A 23,866-nucleotide genomic window follows, 5' to 3' on the forward strand; every position below is an offset into this window, starting at 1 on the left:
CACTCCGATGACCGATTTGATGCTCACCGTGATCAAGCTGGCGTTCCTGCTGGTGCTCTGGCTTTTCGTCATCGCGGCCGTCGGCGTGATCCGGGCCGACCTGTTCGGATCCTCGAAGGCGGCCGCGCGGGCGGCCGCGCCGCGCGCCGCCAAACCCCCGAAGCCGGCCAAGGCGTCCCGGACGCCGCAGCGCAGCGCGCAGGGCGGCCAGCCGACAAAACTCGTCGTCGTTCAGGGCGAACGGGCCGGAACCGTCATCGACCTCTCAGGGGTGCCGATCACCATCGGTCGGGCGAATGACGCGACACTGGTCGTGACCGACGACTACGCTTCGAGCCGGCATGCCCGCATTTACGCGCAGGACGGTCAGTGGATCGTGGAAGATCTCGGCTCGACCAATGGGACCTATCTCGGACGGACGAAGGTGAGCCGGCCGATGCCGATCCCGCCGGGCGTCCCGGTCCGTATCGGCAAGACCGTGATCGAGCTCCGCAAATGACTCTGGGAATCCGCTACGCGGCGCGCTCCGACGTCGGGATGCTGCGCGAGGGCAACGAGGACTCGGCGTACGCGGGCGCGCACCTGCTCGCGGTCGCGGACGGCATGGGCGGCCATGTCGGCGGCGAGATCGCGAGCGCGGCGGCGATCGAGGCGCTGCGCGGGCTCGACAAGGACCTGCCCGCGTCGGAGCTGCTGGCGGCGCTGGAGCACACGGTCAAGACGGCGAACGACAACCTGCACCGCATCGTGGAGTCCGACCCGGCCCTCCAGGGCATGGGCACGACGCTGACCGCGATGCTGTGGGCGGGGAACCAGATCGCGCTGGTCCACATCGGCGACTCCCGCGCGTACCTGCTGCGGGACGGCAGCCTGTTCCAGATCACGCACGACCACACGCTGGTGCAGTCGCTGGTCGACGAGGGCCGGATCAGCCCGGACGAGGCGGCGTCGCATCCGCAGCGGTCGCTGCTGCTGCGCGCGCTCGACGGCCGCGGCGAGGTCGACCCGGATCTGTCGCTGCGCGAGGCGCAGGTCGGCGACCGGTACCTGCTGTGCTCGGACGGGCTGTCCGGCGTCGTCACCGCGGAGACGATCTTCCAGGTGCTGACGGACGTCCCGGACCCGGAGCAGGCCGTCCGGCAGCTCATCGATCTGGCGAATCGCGGCGGCGGCCCCGACAACATCACGTGCGTCGTCGCGGACGTCGTGGAGCTCGGCCGGCAGGCGCCGACCGGCGGGCCGGGGACGGCGGTGGGGGCGGCGGCGAACGCGTCGGTGCCGGAGCCGCCGGGCGGCGGGCCGGGCGCGCAGACGACGGCGGTCGACACCCCGGCGAGCCGGGCGGCGCAGCTGCGGGACACGCGGCCGCAGCCGCCGGTCGCGGTGGACGAGATGCCGCCGCCGGCGCCGATGCCGATGGCGGGCCCGCCCGGGGCGCCGCCGCCGGCCGCGCCGGGGGGCGGCGGGATGCGCCGGTGGACGTGGCTGGTCGTGGTGGCCGGGGTCGTCGTGGTCACGGTCGCGGCGGGCGCGTTCCTGGTGCTCCAGGACGTCCGGAACGGCTACTACATCGGCGAGGAGAAGGGCCACGTCGTCCTGTACCGGGGGACGAACGAGGACGTTCCGCTGCTCAGCCTGTCCCGCAGGGCCGACGCGAAGGACCAGCCGAACCCGCCGATCCCGGTCGCGGACCTCCCGCAGGACCTCCAGGCCCAGGTGAAGAAGAGCTACACGGTGCAGGGCAAGGCGGCCGTCGCCGAACTGGTGAGCCGCGTGTGCAAGTACGTCCTCGCGGACGAGGGCGGCAAGGTCGTCGTCGTCAAGGGCAAGGGCCGGCAGGACTGCCAGCAGACGAAGCAGGTCACCGACATCCAGGTGAACCAGCTTCCGACGGAGGACGTCCAGGCGCTGTCGGAGGGAACGCTCGCGTTCGTCGGGCGTCCGGCGGCCGACGCGGAGCTGGTGAAGCTGCGCGAGCGGCGGGACGCGTGCGCCAAGGCGGGCGACGCGACGCCGCAGGGCTGCCCCACGGGCGGGGGGAAGCCGTAGATGCCTTCACTCGGGGAGCAGATCAGGGCGCATCTGCCGTACCAGCGCCGCAACGCCGCCTCACTGGCGCTGCTGGTCTTCGCGATGGTGCTGACGCTGTCGGCGTTCGCGGAGGTCGGCCTCGCGCGTGACGGCAAGATCCCGACAGCGCTGTTCGGGTACGGCGGCGCCCTGGTGGTGCTGGCGATGGCGGCGTACTTCGTCCAGGCGAAGTTCACGCCGTACGCCGATCCGCTGCTGCTGCCGCTGGCGGTGGCGCTGAACGGCCTCGGCCTCGCGATGATCTACCGGCTGGACCTCGACACCAGCCATGACCGCAGGGTCGCGGCGGCGGCGGGCAAGAAGCTCCTGCCGGACGCGGCGGACGCGCCGAGCCAGCTGATGTGGACGTTCGTCGGCATCGTGCTCTTCGTCGCGGCGGTCGCCATCATGCGCGACACCGACAAGACGGACGCGCCGCTGTCGTTCACCCCGAAGACGGCGCAGCGCTACACGTACCTGATCGGCCTCACCGCGATCATCCTGCTGATGCTGCCGATCGTTCCCGGCATCGGACGCGAGGTGAACGGCGCCCGGGTCTGGATCTTCATCGGCCCGTTCTCGGTGCAGCCGGGCGAGTTCGCGAAGCTGCTGCTGGTCGTGTTCTTCGCCGGATACCTGGTGAACAAGCGGCAGGCGATGTCGCTGATCGGCAAGAAGATCGGCCCGGTCAGCCTGCCGCGCGGCCGCGATCTCGGCCCGATCCTGGTGATCTGGTTCTTCTGCCTGGGCGTGCTGTTCATGCAGAAGGACCTCGGGACGGCGCTGCTGTACTTCGGGCTGTTCATCTCGATGCTCTACATCGCGACGCAGCGGGTGTCGTGGGTGATGATCGGCGTCGGGCTGCTGGCGGCGGGCGTGTTCATCGCGACGCTGCTGCCGTTCATGGGCCATGTGAACCAGCGCATCGACATCTGGCAGAACCCGAAGCCGTACTTCGACGGCGGCTGCCTGATGGAGAGCGGGAAGGTCGTCCCGGTCAACCCGGACACCGAGATCTACAAGAAGTGGGACGCGAAGGGCGACCCGTCGCCGGGGTTCTCCGCGTGCGTGAGCGAGCTGGGCGGTGAGTACTCCGACAGCGCGCAGCTGATGAAGGGCCTGTTCTCGCTCGGCCAGGGCGGGGTGCTCGGCACCGGCCTCGGCCAGGGGGAGCCGTGGCGGACGCCGCTGTCGTTCAGCGACTTCATCTTCGACTCGATGGGCGAGGAACTCGGCCTGACGGGGCTGATGGCGCTGCTGCTGATGTACGCGCTGATCGTGCAGCGCGGCATGAAGACGGCGGTGGCGGCGCGGGACCCGTTCCTGAAACTGTTCGCGGGCGGTGTCTCGTTCGTCCTGGCGCTGCAGGTGTTCGTCATCGTCGGCGGGGTGACGAAGCTCATCCCGCTGACGGGTCTGACGACGCCGTTCCTGTCGCAGGGCGGTTCGTCGCTGATGGCGAACTGGATCCTGATCGCGATCCTGGTCCGGATGAGCCACGACGCCCGCAAGCCGGCGCCGCAGGCGATCCAGGACGAGGGAATGACCCAGATCGTGAGCACGAGGTGACCGTCGTGTCCGATCGCGGCCGTCGTATCCGGGGGGACCGGGGCCCAATGAACATGGACGTGATCCGATGAACATGGACAAGCCGATCCGGCGGGTGGCGATCTTCGCGTTGCTGCTGTTCTTCGGGCTGATGGCGCAGGTCAACTACGTCCAGGGCAGCCAGGCGGAGGATTTGCGGACCGACGCCCGCAACAGCCGGCAGTACTCGGACGTGTTCAACAACCCGCGCGGCCAGATCTCCACGGGCGGCGTGGTGCTGGTGTCGTCGACCCCGACGAACAAGGACAACCCGAAGTACGGCCGCACCTACAAGGAGGGGCCGGTGTTCGCGCCGGTCACGGGCTACTTCAACGGGAACGCCTCGCAGCTGGAGCGGGCCTACAACTCGCTGCTCAGCGGCAAGGACAAGCGGGTCACGCGGCAGCACTGGTTCGACGCGTTCATCGGCAAGAAGCCGGACGGGGCGAACCTGGAGCTGACGATCGACCCGCGGGCGCAGCGGACGGCGTACGAGGCGCTGAAGAACCAGACGTCGGCGGGGCGGCGCGGCGGAGCCGTGGTGCTGGACGCCAAGACCGGCGCGCTGAAGGTGGCGGCGTCGTGGCCGTCGTTCGACCCGAACGAGGTGGCGCCGCAGACGGGCACGAAGGGCGTGAAGCGCCTGGAGGAGCTCGACCAGGGCAAGGGCGTCATCAAGCCGCTCATCGACAACGCGCTCAGCCAGACGTTCCCGCCGGGTTCGTCGTTCAAGGCGCTCGTCGCGGCGCTCGGCATGGAGAAGCTCGGGCTGGACGAGTCGAGCAGCGTGAACACGGGCCCGCTGCTGCTGCCGGAGTCGAACCGGCCGCTGCCGAACTCGCACGACAGCGGGCAGTGCGCGGGCACGGCGCCGCTGAAGGGCGCGTTCGCGGAGTCCTGCAACACCTCGTTCGGGCGGCTCGCGCTCGATCTCGGGATCCAGCAGCTCAGCGAGGGTTCGGAGCCGTACGGGTTCGGCAAGCGGGTGTTCGTCGAGCCGGACTTCCCGGCCGCGGTGAGCGATATCCCGGTGTCGTTCACGGGCGCGGACGGCAAGACCGTCCAGACCGGGCGGGACGGCACGGCCAGGTCCGGCATCGGCCAGGAGAACGTGCGGTCCACGCCGCTGCAGATGGCGATGGTCGCGGCGGCGATCGTCAACGACGGCAAGATCATGAACCCGTATCTGGTGCAGCGGGCGCGCGCGAAGGACCAGAGCGTCCTCTACAACGCGGACCCGAAGGAGTACGGCCAGGCGATGAAGGCCGACACCGCCGAGCAGCTGCGCGGGATGATGCGCGCGGTCATCGAGGTGGGCACGGCGAAGAACCTGCAGGGCCGCAACATCGCCGGTAAGACGGGCACGGCGGAGCAGGGCGGCGGCAACCCGAACGCGCGGTGGTTCGTCGGGTTCGCCCCGGTCGAGAACCCGCGCTACGCCTTCGCCGTGATGACCGAGGGCCCGAACGACGGCGCCACCAACGCCGGTCCGGTGGCCGCGGCGATCATGGCCCAGGTGTTGAAGAAGTGAGCGCGGACCTCGTCCTGTCCGGCCGGTACCGGCTGCTCGAGCGGCTGGCGACCGGCGGGATGGGCGAGGTCTGGCGGGCCGTCGACGAGTCGCTGGGCCGGGACGTGGCGGTGAAGCTGCTGCGGCTGGAGTTCGACGACGACGCGTCGGCGCAGGCCCGGTTCGAGTCGGAGGCGCGGCTCGCGGCGGGGCTGCACCACGGCGGGATCGCGCAGGTCTACGACTTCGGCGCGCAGGACGGCCGGACGTTCCTGGTCATGGAGCTGGTGCCGGGCGAGCCCCTCGACGAGATCATCGGGCGGGACGGCGGGCTGCCGGTGGAGGCCGTCCTCGACCTGCTGGTGCAGGCGGCGCGGGCGCTCGCGGTGCCGCACGCGGCGGGGATCGTCCACCGGGACGTGAAGCCCGCGAACCTGATGGTCTCCCCGGACGGCGCCGTGAAGATCACGGATTTCGGGATCGCGCGGCGGCTGGCGGCGGCGGCGCAGACCCAGACCGGCATGGTCATGGGGACGGCGCACTACATCTCGCCGGAGCAGGCGTCCGGCAAGGAGGTGTCGCCCTCGGCCGACCTGTACTCGCTGGGCGTGGTGGCGTACGAGTGCCTGACGGGGCGGCCGCCGTTCGAGGGCCGGGGCCCGGTGCAGATCGCGATGAAGCACGTCCGGGACGCGGCGCCGGAGCTGCCCGCGCACGTGCCGGCGGCGGTGCGGGAGCTGGTCGCGGCGCTGCTGGCGAAGAGTCCGGCGGACCGTCCGCAGGACGCGTCGGAGGTCGCGGACCTCGCCCTGCGGATCCGCGCCGACCTGGCGGCGCGGCCCGTCCCGGAGCCGGCCGCACCGGATGTGGGGACGACCGTGGTCTCCCCGCGATTTGACGGGGACGAATCGCCCGATAGCCTCACGAACAAGACAGTGACCGGGCAACGGCGCGCGGCACTGGTGTCCGCTTCAGCGGCCGTCGGGGTACTGGCGGCGGTGCTCGCGGGAGCCCTGCTGGCGGGTTCGGCGCCGGCCGAGTCCGGCCCGGTCCGGCCGGATCCGTCCGGGGCCCCGGCCACGAGCCCGGTCGGCGACGGCGCCGACGATCCACCGGCCGAGACGTCCGGCACACCCATCGCACCGGTGACCGGACGCTCCGGGCCGGCGGCCGTACCGCGCCGGCGGCCGACGGACACGCCCGCTCCGGCGGCGTCCAGTCCGTCGACGCCGGCGAGTCCTGGCGTGTCCCCTTCGCGGAAACCGACCGGCAAACCGACCCGGGTGACGCCCAGCGCCCCCCAACCGACCCCCACACCGGTGGAGACCACAACGACTCCGTCAACTCCGAGCCCGGATCCATCCCCCGATCAGAACGGGGAGATAGGTTCGGAGGACATGGGTGGAGACGTGCGAGGGAAAGTGCACATATGAGTCAACCTCGGCTGCTCGGCGGCCGCTACGAGCTCGACACGGTGATCGGGCGCGGCGGCATGGCCGAGGTCTACCGCGCCCGGGACCTGCGGCTGGACCGTGTGGTCGCGGTCAAGACGCTGCGCTCCGACCTGGCCCGCGACCCCACGTTCCAGGCCCGTTTCCGCCGTGAGGCGCAGTCCGCCGCGTCGCTGAACCACCCGTCCGTCATCGCGGTGTACGACACCGGCGAGGACATGATCGGCGACACTTCCATCCCGTACATCGTGATGGAGTACGTGGACGGCAGCACGCTGCGCGACCTGCTGCGGGAGAACCGGGCGCTGCTCCCCGAGAAGGCCCTGGAGATCACCGACGGGATCCTGCTGGCCCTCGACTACAGCCACCGCGGCGGCATCGTGCACCGCGACATCAAGCCGGCCAACGTGATGCTCACCCGCAATCACGAGGTCAAGGTCATGGACTTCGGCATCGCCCGCGCCATGGCCGACTCCGCCGCGACGATGACGCAGACCGCCCAGGTGATCGGCACCGCCCAGTACCTGTCGCCGGAGCAGGCGCGCGGCGAGCGGGTCGACGCCCGCAGCGACATCTACTCGACCGGCTGCGTCCTGTACGAGCTGCTGACGGGGCGACCGCCGTTCACCGGAGACTCCCCGGTCGCGATCGCCTACCAGCACGTCCGGGAGGAGCCGGTCCCGCCGTCCCACGTCGACCCGGAGATCCCGCAGTGGGCGGACGCGATCGTCCTGAAGGCGATGGCGAAGGACGCGAACCACCGGTACCAGAACGCGAACGAGTTCCGGCAGGAGATCCAGCGGGTCCTGCACGGGCAGCCGGTCGCGTCGACGGCCGCGTCCACGATGCTGATGGGCGGGCAGCCGCAGGGAACCCAGATGATGGGCGCCTACCCGGCGGGCGGCCCCCCGCACACGCAGATGCAGCGTCCGGTGGGCAACGGCTACGACCTCCCGCCGGTGCGGTACGACGACGAGCCGCGCGGCGGCAACGGCAAGAAGATCGCGCTGTGGGTCGCGCTGGCCGCGGTGTTCATCGGCGGTGCCGCCGTCATCGGGCTGCTGATGAGCAACGGCAAGGATCCGGACGCGGCCAAGGTCGCGGTCCCGTCGACGCTCCTCGACACGTCGCAGAGCGAGGCGACGGCGGAGCTGACCAAGATCGGTCTGAAGGTCGGCGAGATCACGCAGGAGTACAGCGACGACATCGACAAGGGCAAGGTCATGGCGACCGACCCCAAGCCCGGCACGAGCGTGGCCAAGGGCACGGCGGTGGCGCTGACGATCTCCAAGGGCAAGAAGCCGCCGACGGTGTACGAGATCCCGGACGTGGTGGGGAAGCCGTACACCGACGCGAAGAACCTCCTGGAGGACCGCGGGTTCAAGGTCGAGAAGCGGGTCGAGAGCAGCGACGAGGTCCCGCGCTTCAACGTGATCCGCAGTGACCCGCCCGCCGGGGAGAAGCGGCAGAAGGGCGAGACCGTCACGCTGACGGTCTCCAACGGCCCGTCCAGCCTGAAGGTGCCGACGCTGTTCAACAACAGCCAGCGGGCCGCGTGCGCGCAGCTGAAGTCGGTCGGGCTGCGCTGCAACGTGCAGCTGGGCACGCCGCCGCCGGACAAGCAGGTCGCGCCGGGCTTCGTCTACGACCAGTCCCCGGGGCCGGACGCGACGGTCGCGCCGGGCGACACCGTGACGATCTTCGTGGCGGCGAAGCCGTCGCCGACGCCGTCGACGCCGACCGTCCCCACGTCGCCGACCATTCCGGGCCTGCCCGGCTGATCCGGAGCTCGACACGAAGGACCCCGGTCTCGCGGAGACCGGGGTCCTTCGCTGTGCACACCGTGGCCAATGGCCCGGAAGGGGGAGCGGGCATGTGAGAGGGCTTCCGCCACTCGGGGGCAATGGCGGAAGCCCTCACAGGGACTTCGTATGGGGACGAGTCGCCGTTACGGATCCAACCGGAAAAATATGAGCAAATCTCTGAACGGGTCAGCCGCGCGTGGCCTGGCCGGACGGGGTGCTCCGCACGACGCCTTGATCGAACTGGAACTTCGGCTCCAGCCAGGGGAACACGACATACCAGAGGACGAGTGCCGCGATGAGCGCGAGCGAGGCCGCGAGCGCCGCCTTCGCCGGCCACGCGCCGGGCAGGTTCCGCCAGATCCAGGCGTACATCCGTTCTCCTACGTTCCCGTCCGCACGGCCCGGGGCCGCGCCTCCGCCAGCTCACCGAAGACGATCATGCGCTGGGCGGCGGAGTACTTCGGATGGCAGGTGGTGAGCGTGATCAGCCGCTCGGTGGGCTTCCTTCCCGCGCGGAACGGCACCGGCGCGGTCACCTCCACCGCCGACGGCTTCACGATCCGGCGGTCGGTGACCTTGTAGACGTACTGCTCGGTGCTGGTGTCGATGAGGATCCGGTCGCCCCTGCGGAGCTCGCCGAGCCGGTTGAACGGCGCGGAGTAGGTCGTCCGGTGCCCGGAGACGACGAAGTTGCCGACCTCGCCCGGCAGCGCGCTGCCCGGGTAGTGGCCGGGGCCCTTGCGCAGATCGGCGCGCTCGACGCCCTCGACGATCACGAACCGGTAGTCCTCGCCGAAGCGGGGGATGCGGATGAGCGCGAGCCCCTTTCCGAGCCGGACCCGTTCCGTGGTGACCGTGCCGCTGCGCCAGCCGTCCAGCATCTCGTCGCCGAGGCGGTCCTGCTGGTCGCGGGTGTACTGGCCGGTTCCCCACAGTTCGTAGGTCAGGAACAGCATGGTGACGAGACCGGCGGTGACGCACAGCTCGCCCAGTCCACGGATCAGCGTCCGCACCCGCGCGCCCTCCTCCTCGCCGCCGTGACTGTCGCGTGCGGCGGGGAACCTGGGATGATGCTTCCCTGAGCCCGACGCCGTACGCTGCTCACCAGCGACTACGCTAACCGACAAAACACCCATGCGCGGACCGGCGCTCCGGCCGCCGGACGCCCGAGGAGATCGATCCACCGTGGCCAAGTCCAAAGTGCGCAAGAAGGCCGTTTACACGCCCCCGCAGAAGTCGAAGGCGCCCGAGGTCAGCCCGCGCTGGCTGGTGCCGACGATGGTCACGCTGTGGCTGATCGGCCTGATCTGGATCGCGGTCTTCTACGTGACGGCGAGCACCGGCACCGAGGTGCCGTACATGACGGACCTGCACAACTGGAACCTCGGGATCGGCTTCACCGCCATCATCCTGGGCGTGGTGCTCTCGACCCGCTGGCGCTGACCGCGCCGTCCGGACGGGTCGTCCACAGGCGGAGGAGCCGGAGGCGCGGGAGCCCGCACGCTCGGCGGCTCCCGCGCGTCCGGCTAGGCCACGCCCGAGTTCAGCTCGGCGGTCTTCAGCGCGACCAGTGCCAGGAGCAGCACCAGCGTCGCCACCGGCGCCCCGACATGGACGAGCGTCCTGCGCGCCGCCGGAGCGTAGGCGAACGCGAGCCCGAGCAGCCCCCCGACGACCAGGCCCCCGATGTGGGCCTGCCACGAGATGGCCGCCATCGTGAACGTCAGCACGAGGTTGATGCCCAGCACCATCACGATCGGCCCGAGCTGCCCGCCCATCCTCCGCACGACCATGAAGTACGCGCCGAAAAGGCCGAACACAGCGCCTGACGCGCCCAGTCCGCCGACTCCCGGATCGACCAGGTAGAGCAGCACCCAGCCGCCGAGCCCTGACAGCACGAACAGCGTGAGGAACCGCCACCGGCCGAGGACCTGTTCCAGCGCCGGGCCGAGCATCCACAGCACCAGCATGTTCAGCAGGATGTGGAGGAAGCCGTAGTTCCCCCCGCGCTCGTGCAGGAACATCGCGGTGAACAGGCGGTACCACTCGCCCTCCGCGACGCCGATGGACCCCCACCGGCCGATCATCTGGAGTTCCGCGATGACCCGCCAGGACGCCAGTTCGGCGACGTACACCAGCACGCACGCCGCGATGAGCGAGTACGTGACGACCGGCGTCGCCGACGCCGCGGCGCGCGCGCCGAACGCCGTCCGGGGCTGCCGCACCCCGCGGTTGCCCTCCGCGACGCACTCCGGGCACTGGTGGCCGACCGCCGCGTCCCGCATGCAGTCGGGGCAGATGTAGCGGTCGCACCGCGTGCAGCGGACATAGGTCTCCCGGCCCGGATGCCGGTAGCAGGACGGCACCGAGGTCTCGGGCGGTGACTGCGGGTCTGTGCTCATGTGCGGGCTCCGTCGCGGCCGGTGCGGGCTCTCACCCTGTCAGACGACTAACGGCGCTCGATCGTCACCGACTCGATGACGATGTCGTCCTTCGGCCGGTCCATGCGGCCCGTCGGGGCCTGCACGATGCGGTCGACGACGTCGGTGCCCTCGATGACCTTGCCGAAGATGGTGTGCCGGCCGGTCAGGTGCTGGGTCGCGGCGACGTTCGTCGTGATGAAGAACTGCGAGCCGTTCGTGCCGGGCCCGGCGTTCGCCATCGCCAGCAGGTACGGCGCGTTGAACTTCAGGTCGGGGTGGAACTCGTCCTTGAACTGGTAGCCGGGGCCGCCGGTGCCGGTGCCGAGCGGGTCCCCGCCCTGGATCATGAACCCCTCGATGACCCGGTGGAAGATCGTCCCGTTGTAGAGGGGGGCGTCGGTCTTCTGCCCGGTGCGCGGGTCGTGCCACGTCCGGTTGCCCTCCGCCAGGTCGACGAAGTTCGCGACGGTCTCCGGCGCCTGCTCCGGGTAGAGCTGGATGACGATCTTGCCGAGCGTCGTGTTCATGGTCGCGAAGATCTGGTTGGCCATCCTGGCCGCCTCTCCTGTGTGGATCGTTTGTCCCCGGTCCGGACGCGCCCGCACACCTCACCCTGTGTGATGTTGCCCTCGCATTTCCAGGATTCGGCGTCCCGACTATGGGAAGGGTGCTTGTCAGGACCTCGCAAACAGGGAGGTTAGCGTGTCCCTAACGATGAGTATCCGCCGGAAGCCGCAGGAGGTGGCACTCGGCCGGCTGGACCAGGTCCAGCAGGTCGCGCGCACCGGTGCCGACCGTGCCCGGCAGGGCGCGTCCGTCGCGGCCGACCGGCTCGCGCCGGCGGCGCAGCAGTCCCGCGAGATGGCCGCCGAGCGCGTCCTGGTCCTGCGGGAGTGGAGCGCGCCCAGGCTCATGCAGGCGGCCCGGTATGTGGAGACCGAGCTGTCCCCGCGGGTGAGCCTGTTCCTGACGGACATGGCGCACCGGGTGGAACCGCCGCAGCCGCAACGGCGTCGGCGCAACACCCTGATGGCGATGACGGGCGCGATCGCCGCGCTCGGCGCCGCAGGCGTCGTCATGACGCGGCAGCGCGTCATGAACGAGAACGACGGTGACGGGACGGACGACGCGATGACCGTCTCCGGTACCGACGAGGTGCGCTCGCCGCACTGATCGTCCGGCGTGAAGGGCCCGGCGCGAACACGCCGGGCCCTTCGCGCGGGCCGCATGGCGTCGCGCGGTTCCCCATGGCTTAGCGCGGTTCCTCATGTCGTGGCGTTCCTACCACCCGGTACGGTGAACGCCATGTCGCCGAAATCCCACCCGATCAGGCGGTTGCTCGCCGGCCGGGTCCGCCGGGGCGCGCACACCGCCCTGCACCGGGCCTGGGCCGCCGTGCAGCGGCACGGTGAGATCACCCCCCACACCCACGGCCGCCGCCGCTTCGCCTACCTGGGCGAAGGCGCGTGCATCGGCTTCCCGACCGGTTCCCTCTACGGCGAGCCGTGGATCTCCATCGGCGACCACACGCTCGTCGGAACGCACGTCACGATCTCGGCGGGCTTCGTCCCCGGCCTCGACCTCGGCCCGGACGTCATCGTGAAGATCGGCGGGAGCTGCTCCATCGGACGCGGCACCCATATCGTCGGGCACCAGTCCATCGAGATCGGCAACGACGTCTTCACCGGCCCGAACGTCTACATCACCGACCAGAACCACACCTACGCCGACCTCGACACGCCGATCGGCCGGCAGTGGCCGGAGAACAACCCGGTCGTCATCGGCGACGGCTGCTGGATCGGCACCGGCGCGATCATCCTGCCCGGCACGCGGCTCGGCCGGAACGTGGCCGTCGCGGGGGGCGCCGTCGTCCGCGGCGAGTTCCCCGACCACTCGGTGATCGGCGGCGTCCCCGCCAAGGTCCTGCGCCACCACGACAAGGACACCGGCTGGCAGCCGCCCCTGCGCGGCAACCCCCTCGTCTCCCTGGACGAGCTGGCCGCCCTCTCGGTGGACGGGCTGGCGGGCCTCCAGATCCTCCAGGACAGGCTCCGCGAGCAGCGCGAGCTGCGGGAAGAGGCCGGCTGATCGTCACCCCGCCGGGGACGGCTCCCGCAGCATCGCGGTGTGCGCGCCGAGGAGCATCCCGGCGGCGCGGGGATAGTCGGTGAGGCGGTCGGCGAGCAGTTCCAGCGCCGGCGGCAGGCTCCGCGCCGGAACCCCGCGCGCGCTGAGGATCTCTCCGGTCCAGGTGAGGAAGTCGGTGAGCAGCGCGGGGTCGTCGACGTACAGGGCGGCGGCGAGGAAGTCCACGATGTGGGCGATGTCCTCGGCGGTGTGCCGAAGCTGCCGGTCGGTGTAGTCCGCCATCGCGGGGAACCGGTCCCGCAGCCGCTCCATCACGTGCCGGACGAGCCGGGGCGCCTCGCGGCGCACGTGGGCGTACTCCTGATCCGCCAGATGCGGCAGATCGTCGAGGGCCTGGTACGGAGGCGGGGGCGCCGGCAGCGGTCCGGCCGCCAGGCGGTCCGCCGCGCTGCGGGCGTCGGGGGCCCAGGCATCGGCCCCGAGCAGCGCCGCGTAGCGGCCGTCCGTCCCGTAGGCCGCGCCGCCGACCAGCACCGGTGTACCGGTGGCCCGGCACGCGGTGATCGCGGCGTGCGCGTCCGGCAGCCGGGTGGGAATCGAGGAGGACAGCGCCACCACCGCGGGACCCGTCCGGTGCACATGCGCGATCAGATGCGGGGTCGGCACCTGGGCGCCGAGGTAGTCGACCTGCCAGCCGCGCAGCCGGAGCACCTCCGCGACGATCCGGGCGGGCAGCGCGTGCCATTCCCCGTCGATGCAGGCCGCGGTGACGCGCCCGGCGGGCCGCGCCGTGCGCCGCCGGGCGGCGGGATGGTGCGCCAGGGCGGCGATCAGCCGCTCGCTGACGGCGGTGGCGGTGTGCTCCTGCGCGACGGTCATCCGGTCGGCCGCCCACTCGAGCCCGACCCGCGCCTGCAACGGCGCGATGACGTCCAGAAGGAGCTCCTCGATGCCCGTGCCGCCGTCGACCGCGGCCAGCACGGTGTCGACCGCGACGAACTCGTCGCCGGCGATCACCGCCTCCCACAGCCGTTCCGGCAGGTCATGCCCCGCCGACTCGGCGGGCGGGGGCTGCTGCGCCGCCCGCGCGGGGTCGCGCGCGGTGCCGGTCATGCGGGGTCTCCTTCGGAGCCGGTCATGCGGGGCGCGGTCCCGCCGGAGCCGAGCCGGCGCGGCGCGGTGATCGCGACCAGGGCGATGTCGTCGTGCGGGCCCGCGCCCGCCCACTGCGCGGCGAGCATGTGCACCCGCTCGACCAGCGCCTCGGGCGGCATCCCGCCGCACCGGCCGAGTTCGGCGCGCAGCCGCAGGTCCCCGAACATCTCGTCCCCCAGCGGCCCGCCGTGCGCCTCGGTGATCCCGTCGGTGTAGAGCAGGCACGTGTCCCCGGGGTCCAGCACGACGGTCGCCGAGGTGGAGGTGATGTCCTCCAGCACCCCGATCAGGGAGCCCCCGGTGGCGGCCTCCTCCACCGTGCCGTCCGATCGGACGATCAGCGGGGGCGCGTGCCCGGCACTGGTCAACCGGAGCACGACCCGGGAACCCTCCCGGCGGATCGAGGCCAGGACGAGCGTGACGAACCGGGCGGTCGCGACGTTCAGCAGCGTCGCGTTCAGCAGGCGCAGCACGCGGCCGTGGTCACCGGCCATCGGCAGCAGCGCCCGCAGCGCGGTGCGGATCTTGCCGGTCAGCACCGCCGCCTCCAGGCCCTTGCCGCACACGTCGCCCAGCACCACCAGGGACTCGCCGTCCGGGTCGGTCCCGTCCGCCGGATGCACGTCGTAGAAGTCGCCGCCCACGCGTTCACCGTCGCCCGCGGGACGGTAGCGGGCGGCCAGTTCCACGCCGTCCAGCTCCCGGGTGCGCGGCGGCAGCAGGTCCCGCATGAGGGTCTCGGTGATGGAGGTCTGCTCCGCGTACAGGCGGGCGGCCGACATCGCGGCGCCCGCCCTGGCCGCGAACAGGCGGGCGAACGCCTCTTCACGCTCGGTGAAGGCCGCCCTGCCGGAACGGCGCAGCAGGACCAGCGCCCCGGCCGGGAAGCCGTGCCCGGGAAGCGCGGTCACGACCATCGCCGCGGGATCGCGCAGCCCGTCCCGGCGGACCCAGTCCGGGGCGGACGCCGGGTCGATCCACCGCGACGGGACGGGCGGGAAGCCCTGCATCGCCTCGGTCAGCCCCGGGACGTCGGCGGGGTCGATCACCAGGTCCTGATGGTCGACGATGCCGTCCGGGCCGCAGTAGGCGACGGGGTGGGAGCGCCCGAGCGGCGGGACGATCACCACCGCCGCGTCGGCGAGGTAGCGGGTGGCGAGCCGCGCGGTGACCTCCATGCAGCGTTCGAGGTTCAGCGACGCGGACAGCAGGCCGGACGCCTCGGAGAGGAGGGCGGTGCGTTCCCGCTCGGCCGCCAGCTCCCGGACGAGCATGTCCCGTTCGGTGACGTCGAGCAGCCAGCACAGCGTGACGTCCGGTGCGGCGGAGTCGCCCGTGCCCGCTCCGGCCGCGAGGTGCGCCTCGTAGGCGCGCTCACCGATCAGGCCGTGCGCGGCCGGCGCGCCGTCGATGGGCGCGGTGCCGGTGGGCGGGGTGCGTTCGGGGGTGCGGATCGCCGCGGCCAGCCACGGGGGTACCGCGTCGCGCGGCGGGTCACCGGTGATCTCGCCGAGGATCGCGCGGGCCGCCTCGTTCAGCTCGGCGACCACGCCGTCCGGGCGAACCGCCAGCACCGGATACGGCGCCGGGGGGACGCCATGGCTCAGGTCCCGCCGGGAGGAGCCGGTCTCCTGGGTAAGGTCCATCGCTGTGAAGTCTGCGGCGGGACTGCGCCCCTTCCTTCAGCGGACCGCGCCGACACGTCGGCCACACTACCCAGCGCTTCACGAAACGGAAGCCCGACGGCGGCCGTGAGCCGTCCCGGCCCCGAACGGGGACCGGGACGACCCGTATCGCGCTAGTTGGAGCGGGCCGGGCGGGGGCCGCCCTCGCGGCGCTTGCCCCCGTACGGGGCGCCCCGCCGGCCGGCGTGCGACGCGGCGCCGGTGCGGGGGCCGCCACCGCGGCGCTCGCCCGAGTAGGGGGCGCGGTGCTCGCCCGAGCCGCCCTCCCGCCGCTCACGTCCGCCCTCGCGGCTCTCGAAGGAGCCCTCGCGGCGCGGACGGCCGCCGCCGAAGCCGCGTCCGCCACCGCCGCCGCGGCGGCCGCCGCCGCCGGGACGGCCCTCGCGGCGCGCACGCTCCGGGATCACCGGCTCGGGGATCGGGATGCCGGACGGCTGACGGGCGCCGGTCAGCTTCTCGAGCTCCGTGTCACCGGACACCACCTTCACGCGCGGCGCGTTGATGCCGGCGCGGCGCGTCATCGCCTGCGTCGCGCGGACCTGGTGCGGCAGGACGAGGGTCACGACGGTGCCGCGCTCGCCCGCGCGCGCCGTGCGGCCCGCCCGGTGCATGTAGTCCTTGTGGTCGGCCGGCGGGTCGACGTGCATGACCAGGCTCACATCGTCGACGTGGATGCCGCGCGCGGCGACGTCCGTCGCGACGAGGACGCTGATGCCGCCCTCGCGGAACTCGGCGAGGGTGCGGGTGCGCAGGCCCTGGCTCTTGCCGCCGTGCAGGCCCGCCGCGCGGACACCCGCCTGGGTGAGCTGCTTCGCGAGCCGGTCGACGCCGTGCTTGGTGCGGGCGAACAGGATCGTCCGGCCCTCGCGGTTGGCGATCTCCGCGGTGATGGCCGCCTTCTCCTTCGGCGCGACCAGGAGCAGGTGGTGCTCCATCGTCGACACGGACTCGTCGACCGGGCCGATCGCGTGCGTCACCGGGTCGTTCAGGTACCGCTTCACGAGGACGTCGACGTCGTTGTCCAGGGTCGCGGAGAACAGGAGCCGCTGCCCGTCCGGGCGGGCCTGGTCGAGGATGTCGGTGACGTCGGGCAGGAAGCCCATGTCGGCCATGTGGTCGGCCTCGTCCAGCACGGCGATCTCGATGTCGGACAGGTCGCAGGCGCCCTGCCGCATCAGGTCCTTGAGCCGGCCGGGCGTGGCGACGAGCACCTCGACGCCGCGGCGCAGCGCGTCGATCTGCTTGAACATCGACGTCTGGCCGATGACGGTCTTGAAGTGCAGGCCGAGCCCGCGGCCGAGCGGCTCCAGGTTCGTCTGGACCTGCTGGGCCAGCTCGCGGGTCGGGACGAGGATCAGCGCCAGCGGGCGCTTGGGCGCGGCCTTGCGGCCGGCGAGGCGGGCGAGCAGCGGCAGACCGAAGGCGAGGGTCTTGCCGGATCCGGTCTTGCCGCGGCCGAGGACGTCCCGTCCGGCCATGATGTCGGGAATCGCGGCGGCCTGGATCGGGAACGGCGCCTCGATGCCCTGGCGGGCGAGGGCCGACACCAGCGCGGCCGGGAGGCCGAGCTCGGCGAAGGTGGGAACCCGCTCCTCGTTCGAGGTGAACGGGTCTTGAGCAGCAGCAGCTGTTGTCACGCAGTACCTTCCGAGAGGGGGGCACGTCTCGGGAGGCACCACGATGAGAGAATCGGTGGGCTGCAAGGACGAGCCTGGCGCATTGCACGCCGAAGAGTGATTCGTCCAGTCTAACGTTGTCCGAGCACCGCCTTATGCCCCCGGGGTCCCCAACAGGCCCGGACGGCACCCGAAAAGCGTGCCGCGAGGGGCTCGGGTGAGCGCCGCGTCACATCGTCACCGACGTGCGCCCCCCACGCTCACCCGCCGTTTCCAGCGGCCGGACTAGCGCTTTCTCGGGGTGCGGACGAACGTCGCGGTGCGGGTGTCGCCGGAGCGGTCGCCGAAAACGGTGATCTCCGTTCCGGTCTTCAGGGACGCGGCATCGCTCTTGGCGCCGTCGGCGCGGACGCGCGTGTCCTTCGTGGTCGTCCACGTCCAGGTGGTGCCGTCGTCGCTGCGGACGGTGAGGGTCGTCCCGGTGCGGGCGGTCAGCTCGCCGCGCTGCCAGGTGACGACGCGGAAGCCGTCGTCGCGCTTGACGGTCGCCTCGCCGTGGACGCCCCGGGTGCCGCGGAGCGCGTGCGCGCGGGGACGCCACTTGTGCGGGTGCGCCCTGTTCGGGTGGTCCTTGTGCGGGTGGGCGCTGCTGGACGGTGACGGTGACGGGGACGGGTTCGCGGCGGCCGGAACGGCGATGCCGAGGCCGAGGCCGAGCAGTCCCGCGGCGCCGGCGCCGGCGGCGAAGGTCTTCCGGTTGAGTCGCATGCCGCCCATGAAAGCACCGGCGGGCTGGGGGCCGCCTCAGAGGAACCTGTGAGAAAGCTGAGAGTCCGCGCCTCAGCCGTCCGCGAGCGTCTCCAGGACCTGATCGCCGTACTTGGCGAGCTTGTTCTCGCCGACGCCGCCGACCTTCGCCAGCTCCGCGAGGGACGAGGGGAGCGCGGTCGCGATCTCGCGGAGGGTCGCGTCGTGGAAGATCACGTAGGCGGGAACGCCCTGCGCCTTCGCGGTGGCGCCGCGCCAGGCGCGCAGGCGCTCGAAGACGGGCTCGGCCTCGGCGGGCAGGTCGACGGGGGCCTTGCGGTCCTTCGCGGTCTTCGCGGCGACCCGCTCCGGCTCGCGGCGCATCAGGACCTCGCGCTCGCCGCGCAGGACGTCCGTGCTGGTCTCGGTCAGCACGAGCGCGCCGTAGTTCGGCTCGACGGTGAGGAGGCCCTGCGCGAGGAGCTGCCGGACGACCGCGCGCCATTCGGTGTCGCGGAGCTCGGTGCCGATGCCGAAGACCTTCAGCTCGTCGTGGTCGAACTGGATGACCTTGGCGTTCTTCTTGCCGAGCAGGATGTCGATGATGTGGCCCGCGCCGAACTTCTGGCGGCGCTCCCGGTCGAGCCGGACCACGGTGGACAGCACCTTCTGCGCGGGGACCGTCCCGTCCCAGGTTTCCGGCGGCGTCAGGCAGGTGTCGCAGTTGCCGCAGGGCTCGCCCGCCTGGCCGAAGTAGTCGAGGAGCCGGACGCGGCGGCAGTCGACCGTCTCGCAGAGCGCCAGCATGGCGTCGAGGTGCAGGGACTGGCGGCGGCGGTGCGCGGCGTCGCCCTCGCCCGCGTCGATCATCTTGCGGAGGTTGACGACGTCCTGGAGGCCGTAGGCGAGCCAGGCGGTGGACGGGAGGCCGTCGCGTCCGGCGCGTCCCGTCTCCTGGTAGTAGCCCTCGACGGACTTGGGCAGGTCGAGGTGCGCGACGAACCGGACGTCGGGCTTGTCGATGCCCATGCCGAACGCGATGGTGGCGACGATGACCAGGCCGTCCTCGCGGAGGAAGCGGGACTGGTTGGCGGCGCGGGTCCGCGCGTCCAGGCCCGCGTGGTACGGCAGCGCCTCGATGCCGTTCTCGGTGAGGAACGCGGCGTGCTTCTCGACCGAGTTGCGGGACAGGCAGTAGACGATGCCCGCGTCGCCCAGGTGCTCGTTCTGCAGGAGCCGCAGGAGCTGGCGCTTGGCGTCGGTCTTCGGCTCGATCCGGTACTGGATGTTGGGCCGGTCGAAGCTCGCGACGAAGTGCCGCGCCCCGTCGAGGTTCAGCCGGGACGCGATCTCGGCGCGGGTCTCCTCGGTGGCCGTCGCGGTGAGGGCGATGCGGGGGACGTCGGGCCAGCGCTCGTGCAGGCCGGACAGCATCAGGTAGTCGGGGCGGAAGTCGTGCCCCCACTGCGAGACGCAGTGCGCCTCGTCGATGGCGAAGAGGGAGACGGCGCCGCGGTCCAGCAGGTCGATCGTGGCGGGGACGCGCAGGCGCTCCGGCGCCAGGTAGAGCAGGTCGAGCTCGCCCGCCAGGAACTGCGCCTCGACGACGCGGCGCTCGTCGAGGTCCTGCGTGGAGTTGAGGAACCCGGCCTGGACGCCGAGGGCGCGCAGCGCGTCCACCTGGTCCTGCATGAGGGCGATGAGCGGCGAGATGACGACGCCCGTGCCCTTCCGGACGAGCGCCGGGATCTGGTAGCACAGCGACTTCCCGCCGCCGGTCGGCATCAGGACGAGCGCGTCCCCGCCGCCGGCCACATGCTCGATGATCTCTGCCTGGCCCGGACGGAACGCGTCGTAGCCGAAGACGCGGCGCAGCGTCTCCAGCGCCTCGGGGGAAGCCATCGGCCCATACTACGAGCGGGCGGCGACACTCCAGACGCGCTCGACGAGCTCCGCGGTGAGCTCGTCCAGGTTGTCCGCCATGTGGTCGGCCAGGGCGAGGGCGTCCTCCGCCGGCGGATGCGCCGGGCGCGGGACGGCGATCACCGCCATCCCGGCCGCGTGCGCCGACCGGAGCCCGTTGGCGGAGTCCTCGATCGCGAGGCACTGCTCCGGCGCGACCTCCATCTGGGCGGCCACGGCCAGGTAGCCGTCCGGGGCCGGTTTCCCGCTCTCGACCTCTTCGGTGGAGACGGTGACGCGGAACAGGGCATCCAGGCCCAGCCGCGCCAGGACGAGGTCGATGAGCGCGCGCGGCGACGAGCTCGACAACCCCAGCGGACGGTGGTCGGCCATCCGCCGGACCGCCTCCCGCGCGCCCGGCAGCAGCGGCAGGTCGCGGGCGTACCGCTGCGACATGCGGTCGATCACCTCGTAGGCGACCTCCTCCGCGGTGACCCCGCCGATCAGGTCGGACGCGAGGTGGCCGGCCCACTCGGCGGTGCTCATCCCCATGAGCCGCTCCTGGGTGTCGGGCAGCCAGCGCCCGCCGCGCTCGTCGACGTAGGCGCGCCGGACCTCCTCCCAGACGGGCTCGGAGTCGATCAGCACGCCGTCCAGATCGAACACGATGGCCTGCAAGGGCATGATCCGTCCTCCGGATGTGGTCGCCGCCTCCGGCCATGATCCTTTCCCGTCGCGGCCTTCCGGAACCCCCGTCCGGCGAGCACGTGTACGTGGGACGAATCCACCGCGATTCTGGCAAGGTGGGTGATCTCCGTACCCCCTCCGGAGTTCTCGCAGAGGAGATCTGCTCATGGTGTTCCTCGGATTCCTGCTGGTGGCGGCCGCCATCGGCGTCGGCGCCGGTGTCGTCCTCGGCAATACCGGCGCCGCCCGGCTCGACGTCTTCGGCCAGGCCGTGCCCGGCATCGGCGACCAGTGGCAGGTGTTCCTGGCCGGTGCCGCCGTCGCCGTCGTCTTCGTCGTCGGGATGATGCTCACCTTCACCGGGACCGCCCGGATGCTGCGCGCCCGCCGTGACCTCCGCTACCTGCGCGAGGAGCACGAGGAGTCGCTCACCACCCTGGAGATGGAGAAGCGGCGCCTGCAGCGCGAGCTCGACCGCGTCCGGCAGGGCGGCGGGTCGCGGCCCGCTCCGGCCCCCGCCCCCGACCCGGCCCCCGCCGGGCTCGGCCGGCGTGTCGCGGGCCGCTACCAGAACCCCGCGGCCTCGCCGTTCTTCGACCGGCGGGACTGAGCCCCGGACGCCGCGCGCCGCGCCCGACCGCCCGGCGCGCGGCACCGGGACCGCGGCCGCGCACGGGTGACCGCAACGATCAGGAATCGAGAAGCGCCGCTTACCGAGCCCCGCCTAGCCTGACCGCAACGGACATCACCAGGGAGACATGATGAGCACGCCCACGGGGACGGCCCCGCAGCACGTCGCCGACAGCCACGACCTCATCCGCGTGCACGGGGCGCGCGTGAACAACCTCAAGGACGTCAGCGTCGAGATCCCGAAGCGGCGGCTGACGGTCTTCACCGGCGTGTCCGGCTCGGGCAAGAGCTCGCTGGTCTTCGCGACGATCGCGGCCGAGTCGCAGCGGCTGATCAACGAGACGTACAGCGCGTTCCTGCAGGGCTTCATGCCGTCGCTCGCGCGGCCCGAGGTCGACTTCCTCGACGGGCTGACCACCGCGATCATCGTCGACCAGGAGCGGATGGGCGCCAACCCCCGCTCCACCGTCGGCACCGTCACCGACGCGAACGCGATGCTGCGCATTCTGTTCAGCCGGCTCGGCGAGCCGCACATCGGCCCGCCCAACGCGTTCTCGTTCAACGTCCCGTCGGTCAAGGCCAGCGGCGCGATCACCGTCGAGCGCGGCGGCAAGACGAAGGCCGAGAAGGCGACGTTCAACCGCCTCGGCGGCATGTGCCCGCGCTGCGAGGGCATGGGCTCGGTCAACGACTTCGACCTGACCGCCCTGTACGACGACACCAAGTCGCTCAGCGAGGGGGCGCTCACGGTCCCCGGCTACAGCATGGACGGCTGGTACGGCCGCATCTACGCCGGCAGCGGCTTCTTCGACATGGACAAGCCGATCGGCAAGTACAGCAAGAAGGAGCTGCACGACCTGCTCTACAAGGAGCCGACCAAGATCAAGGCCGAGGGCATCAACGTCACCTTCGAGGGCCTGATCCCGAAGATCCAGAAGTCGATCCTGTCCAAGGACGTCGACGCGATGCAGCCGCACATCCGCGCGTTCGTGGAACGGGCCATCACGTTCACGACCTGCCCGGACTGCGAGGGCACCCGGCTCGCCCCGGAGGCCCGGTCGTCGAAGATCGCGGGCAGGAGCATCGCGGACGTCTGCTCGATGCAGATCAGCGACCTGGCCGACTGGGTCCGGGCACTGGACGAGCCGTCCGTGGCCCCGCTGCTCACCGGCCTCCAGCACCTCCTGGACTCGTTCGCGGAGATCGGGCTGGGCTACCTCTCGCTCGACCGCCCGTCCGGCACCCTGTCGGGCGGCGAGGCGCAGCGCACCAAGATGATCCGCCACCTCGGCTCGTCCCTCACCGACGTCACCTACGTCTTCGACGAGCCCACGATCGGCCTGCACCCGCACGACATCCAGCGGATGAACGCCCTGCTGCTGCGGCTGCGCGACAAGGGCAACACCGTCCTCGTCGTGGAACACAAGCCCGAGGCGATCGCGATCGCCGACCACGTCGTCGACCTCGGCCCCCGCGCCGGCACGGCGGGCGGCACCGTCTGCTTCGAGGGCACCGTGGAGGGGCTGCGGGGGAGCGACACCGTCACCGGCCGCCACCTCGACGACCGCGCCGCCCTCAAGGACGCGGTCCGCGAGCGCACCGGAACGCTGGAGGTGCGCGGCGCGTCCACGCACAACCTCCAGGACGTGGACGTCGACATCCCGCTCGGGGTGCTCTGCGTGGTCACGGGCGTCGCCGGATCCGGAAAGAGCTCCCTGATCCACGGATCGGTCGCCGGCCGCGACGGCGTCGTGGTGATCGACCAGGGCGCCATCCGCGGCTCGCGGCGCAGCAACCCCGCGACCTACACCGGCCTGCTCGACCCGATCCGCAAGGCGTTCGCCAAGGCCAACGGCGTGAAGCCGGCGCTGTTCAGCTCCAACTCCGAGGGCGCCTGCCCCACCTGCAACGGCGCCGGAGTCATCTACACCGAACTCGGCGTGATGGCCACCGTCGAGTCCACCTGCGAGGACTGCGAGGGCAAGCGGTTCCAGCAGGCCGTCCTGGAGTACACGCTCGGCGGCCGGAACATCGCCGAGGTCCTCGCGATGCCGGTCACCGAGGCCGAGGCGTTCTTCGGCGCCGGCGACGCCCGCACCCCCGCCGCGCACAAGATCCTCGACCGGCTCGCCGACGTCGGGCTCGGCTACCTCACCCTCGGCCAGCCGCTCACCACGCTGTCCGGCGGCGAGCGGCAGCGGCTCAAGCTGGCCGTCAACATGGCGGAGAAGGGCGGCGTCTACGTCCTGGACGAGCCCACCACCGGCCTCCACCTCGCCGACGTCCAGCAGCTGCTCGGCCTGCTCGACCGGCTCGTCGCGGCCGGCAAGTCGGTGATCGTCATCGAGCATCACCAGGCGGTCATGGCGCACGCCGACTGGATCATCGACATCGGTCCGGGCGCCGGCCACGACGGCGGACGGATCGTCTTCGAGGGCACCCCCGCCGACCTCGTCGCCGCCCGCTCCACCCTCACCGGCGAGCACCTCGCGGACTACGTCGGCGCCTGA

General features: G+C 71.8%; 21 protein-coding genes. 11 read left to right on the forward strand and 10 right to left on the reverse strand.

Annotated features, from left to right (window positions below; translation table 11 throughout):
• The first annotated feature begins 7 nt into the window (after positions 1 to 7).
• From IE99_RS0115885 to pknB, 6 genes are all read left to right on the forward strand, one after another.
• On the forward strand, positions 8 to 499 hold the full coding sequence (locus IE99_RS0115885) for an FHA domain-containing protein FhaB/FipA (RefSeq protein ID WP_030170532.1): 492 nt from the start codon (positions 8 to 10) through the stop codon (positions 497 to 499).
• Positions 496 to 2,049, forward strand: a complete 1,554-nt coding sequence (locus tag IE99_RS0115890) for a PP2C family protein-serine/threonine phosphatase (RefSeq protein WP_051712563.1) — start codon at positions 496 to 498, stop codon at positions 2,047 to 2,049. Before IE99_RS0115885 ends, IE99_RS0115890 begins: the two co-directional genes overlap by 4 nt.
• Positions 2,050 to 3,639, forward strand: a complete 1,590-nt coding sequence (locus IE99_RS0115895; protein ID WP_030170538.1) for an FtsW/RodA/SpoVE family cell cycle protein — start codon at positions 2,050 to 2,052, stop codon at positions 3,637 to 3,639.
• Positions 3,640 to 3,706: 67 nt separating this feature from the next.
• Positions 3,707 to 5,188 (forward strand): peptidoglycan D,D-transpeptidase FtsI family protein, encoded by a 1,482-nt coding sequence (locus IE99_RS0115900; RefSeq protein WP_030170541.1) that lies wholly within the window; start codon positions 3,707 to 3,709, stop codon positions 5,186 to 5,188.
• A complete protein-coding gene (locus IE99_RS29250) occupies positions 5,185 to 6,600 on the forward strand; it encodes a serine/threonine-protein kinase (protein WP_051712564.1) in 1,416 nt (471 codons plus the stop codon). The genes IE99_RS0115900 and IE99_RS29250 overlap by 4 nt, the downstream gene beginning before the upstream one ends.
• Entirely contained in the window at positions 6,597 to 8,399 is a 1,803-nt protein-coding gene (gene pknB / locus IE99_RS0115910) for a Stk1 family PASTA domain-containing Ser/Thr kinase (RefSeq protein WP_030170546.1), read from the forward strand. Before IE99_RS29250 ends, pknB begins: the two co-directional genes overlap by 4 nt.
• 210 nt (positions 8,400 to 8,609) lie before the next feature.
• Here the strand turns inward: pknB and IE99_RS0115915 are convergent, their stop codons facing one another.
• On the reverse strand, positions 8,610 to 8,795 hold the full coding sequence (locus IE99_RS0115915; protein WP_030170549.1) for a hypothetical protein: 186 nt from the start codon (positions 8,793 to 8,795) through the stop codon (positions 8,610 to 8,612).
• Between the two features lie 8 nt (positions 8,796 to 8,803).
• Positions 8,804 to 9,436 (reverse strand): class E sortase, encoded by a 633-nt coding sequence (locus tag IE99_RS0115920; RefSeq protein WP_037559488.1) that lies wholly within the window; start codon positions 9,434 to 9,436, stop codon positions 8,804 to 8,806.
• A gap of 121 nt (positions 9,437 to 9,557) precedes the next feature.
• Between IE99_RS0115920 and IE99_RS0115925 the strand changes: the two genes are divergently transcribed.
• The gene (locus tag IE99_RS0115925; RefSeq protein WP_084219532.1) at positions 9,558 to 9,866 is read left to right on the forward strand and encodes a cell division protein CrgA; all 309 of its coding nucleotides are present in this window, start codon (positions 9,558 to 9,560) and stop codon (positions 9,864 to 9,866) included.
• A gap of 83 nt (positions 9,867 to 9,949) precedes the next feature.
• On the opposite strand, the gene IE99_RS0115930 is transcribed toward IE99_RS0115925, so the two are convergent.
• Positions 9,950 to 10,825 (reverse strand): rhomboid family intramembrane serine protease, encoded by an 876-nt coding sequence (locus IE99_RS0115930; protein WP_030170559.1) that lies wholly within the window; start codon positions 10,823 to 10,825, stop codon positions 9,950 to 9,952.
• 47 nt (positions 10,826 to 10,872) lie between these two features.
• A complete protein-coding gene (locus IE99_RS0115935) occupies positions 10,873 to 11,397 on the reverse strand; it encodes a peptidylprolyl isomerase (RefSeq protein WP_030170562.1) in 525 nt (174 codons plus the stop codon).
• A 163-nt stretch (positions 11,398 to 11,560) separates the two neighbouring features.
• On the opposite strand from IE99_RS0115935, the gene IE99_RS29255 reads away from it, so the two are divergent.
• Both IE99_RS29255 and IE99_RS0115945 read left to right on the forward strand, forming a co-directional pair.
• On the forward strand, positions 11,561 to 12,019 hold the full coding sequence (locus tag IE99_RS29255) for a hypothetical protein (RefSeq protein WP_037559490.1): 459 nt from the start codon (positions 11,561 to 11,563) through the stop codon (positions 12,017 to 12,019).
• Between the two features lie 132 nt (positions 12,020 to 12,151).
• Positions 12,152 to 12,934, forward strand: coding sequence for an acyltransferase (locus tag IE99_RS0115945; RefSeq protein ID WP_037559491.1), 783 nt, complete (start codon positions 12,152 to 12,154; stop codon positions 12,932 to 12,934).
• 3 nt (positions 12,935 to 12,937) lie between these two features.
• On the opposite strand, the gene IE99_RS0115950 is transcribed toward IE99_RS0115945, so the two are convergent.
• The 6 genes from IE99_RS0115950 to IE99_RS0115975 all read right to left on the reverse strand — a co-directional run bounded on the left by IE99_RS0115950 (position 12,938) and on the right by IE99_RS0115975 (position 20,723).
• A complete protein-coding gene (locus IE99_RS0115950; protein ID WP_084219533.1) occupies positions 12,938 to 14,047 on the reverse strand; it encodes a cobalamin B12-binding domain-containing protein in 1,110 nt (369 codons plus the stop codon).
• Complete coding sequence (locus IE99_RS33425; RefSeq protein ID WP_051712565.1) at positions 14,044 to 15,735, reverse strand: PP2C family protein-serine/threonine phosphatase; 1,692 nt, start codon at positions 15,733 to 15,735, stop codon at positions 14,044 to 14,046. The genes IE99_RS0115950 and IE99_RS33425 overlap by 4 nt, the downstream gene beginning before the upstream one ends.
• Before the next feature lie 152 nt (positions 15,736 to 15,887).
• A complete protein-coding gene (locus tag IE99_RS0115960; protein WP_030170576.1) occupies positions 15,888 to 17,411 on the reverse strand; it encodes a DEAD/DEAH box helicase in 1,524 nt (507 codons plus the stop codon).
• A gap of 264 nt (positions 17,412 to 17,675) precedes the next feature.
• The gene (locus IE99_RS30370; protein ID WP_157610339.1) at positions 17,676 to 18,158 is read right to left on the reverse strand and encodes a hypothetical protein; all 483 of its coding nucleotides are present in this window, start codon (positions 18,156 to 18,158) and stop codon (positions 17,676 to 17,678) included.
• A 72-nt stretch (positions 18,159 to 18,230) separates the two neighbouring features.
• Positions 18,231 to 20,039, reverse strand: coding sequence for a DNA helicase RecQ (recQ, locus tag IE99_RS0115970; RefSeq protein ID WP_030170582.1), 1,809 nt, complete (start codon positions 20,037 to 20,039; stop codon positions 18,231 to 18,233).
• A gap of 9 nt (positions 20,040 to 20,048) precedes the next feature.
• Positions 20,049 to 20,723 (reverse strand): HAD family hydrolase, encoded by a 675-nt coding sequence (locus IE99_RS0115975; RefSeq protein ID WP_030170585.1) that lies wholly within the window; start codon positions 20,721 to 20,723, stop codon positions 20,049 to 20,051.
• Positions 20,724 to 20,892: 169 nt separating this feature from the next.
• Between IE99_RS0115975 and IE99_RS0115980 the strand changes: the two genes are divergently transcribed.
• Together IE99_RS0115980 and IE99_RS0115985 are read left to right on the forward strand one after the other, a co-directional pair.
• Complete coding sequence (locus IE99_RS0115980; protein WP_051712567.1) at positions 20,893 to 21,336, forward strand: hypothetical protein; 444 nt, start codon at positions 20,893 to 20,895, stop codon at positions 21,334 to 21,336.
• A gap of 151 nt (positions 21,337 to 21,487) precedes the next feature.
• The gene (locus IE99_RS0115985) at positions 21,488 to 23,866 is read left to right on the forward strand and encodes an ATP-binding cassette domain-containing protein (protein WP_030170590.1); all 2,379 of its coding nucleotides are present in this window, start codon (positions 21,488 to 21,490) and stop codon (positions 23,864 to 23,866) included.

Origin of the sequence: Spirillospora albida (assembly GCF_000718255.1) — a bacterium.
In the GTDB taxonomy this organism is placed as follows: domain Bacteria; phylum Actinomycetota; class Actinomycetes; order Streptosporangiales; family Streptosporangiaceae; genus Spirillospora; species Spirillospora albida.

Coding starts and splice junctions, on each gene's coding strand:
- IE99_RS0115945 (WP_037559491.1), top strand. CDS start 12,152: ATGTCGCCGAAATCCCACCCGATCAGGCGGTTGCTCGCCGGCCGGGTC.
- IE99_RS33425 (WP_051712565.1), bottom strand. CDS start 15,735: ATGGACCTTACCCAGGAGACCGGCTCCTCCCGGCGGGACCTGAGCCAT.
- IE99_RS0115980 (WP_051712567.1), top strand. CDS start 20,893: ATGGTGTTCCTCGGATTCCTGCTGGTGGCGGCCGCCATCGGCGTCGGC.
- IE99_RS0115925 (WP_084219532.1), top strand. CDS start 9,558: ATGCGCGGACCGGCGCTCCGGCCGCCGGACGCCCGAGGAGATCGATCC.
- recQ (WP_030170582.1), bottom strand. CDS start 20,039: ATGGCTTCCCCCGAGGCGCTGGAGACGCTGCGCCGCGTCTTCGGCTAC.
- IE99_RS0115975 (WP_030170585.1), bottom strand. CDS start 20,723: ATGCCCTTGCAGGCCATCGTGTTCGATCTGGACGGCGTGCTGATCGAC.
- IE99_RS29255 (WP_037559490.1), top strand. CDS start 11,561: ATGAGTATCCGCCGGAAGCCGCAGGAGGTGGCACTCGGCCGGCTGGAC.
- IE99_RS0115900 (WP_030170541.1), top strand. CDS start 3,707: ATGAACATGGACAAGCCGATCCGGCGGGTGGCGATCTTCGCGTTGCTG.
- IE99_RS0115890 (WP_051712563.1), top strand. CDS start 496: ATGACTCTGGGAATCCGCTACGCGGCGCGCTCCGACGTCGGGATGCTG.
- IE99_RS0115930 (WP_030170559.1), bottom strand. CDS start 10,825: ATGAGCACAGACCCGCAGTCACCGCCCGAGACCTCGGTGCCGTCCTGC.
- IE99_RS0115915 (WP_030170549.1), bottom strand. CDS start 8,795: ATGTACGCCTGGATCTGGCGGAACCTGCCCGGCGCGTGGCCGGCGAAG.
- IE99_RS0115935 (WP_030170562.1), bottom strand. CDS start 11,397: ATGGCCAACCAGATCTTCGCGACCATGAACACGACGCTCGGCAAGATC.
- IE99_RS30370 (WP_157610339.1), bottom strand. CDS start 18,158: ATGCGACTCAACCGGAAGACCTTCGCCGCCGGCGCCGGCGCCGCGGGA.
- pknB (WP_030170546.1), top strand. CDS start 6,597: ATGAGTCAACCTCGGCTGCTCGGCGGCCGCTACGAGCTCGACACGGTG.
- IE99_RS0115985 (WP_030170590.1), top strand. CDS start 21,488: ATGAGCACGCCCACGGGGACGGCCCCGCAGCACGTCGCCGACAGCCAC.
- IE99_RS0115895 (WP_030170538.1), top strand. CDS start 2,050: ATGCCTTCACTCGGGGAGCAGATCAGGGCGCATCTGCCGTACCAGCGC.
- IE99_RS0115885 (WP_030170532.1), top strand. CDS start 8: ATGACCGATTTGATGCTCACCGTGATCAAGCTGGCGTTCCTGCTGGTG.
- IE99_RS0115950 (WP_084219533.1), bottom strand. CDS start 14,047: ATGACCGGCACCGCGCGCGACCCCGCGCGGGCGGCGCAGCAGCCCCCG.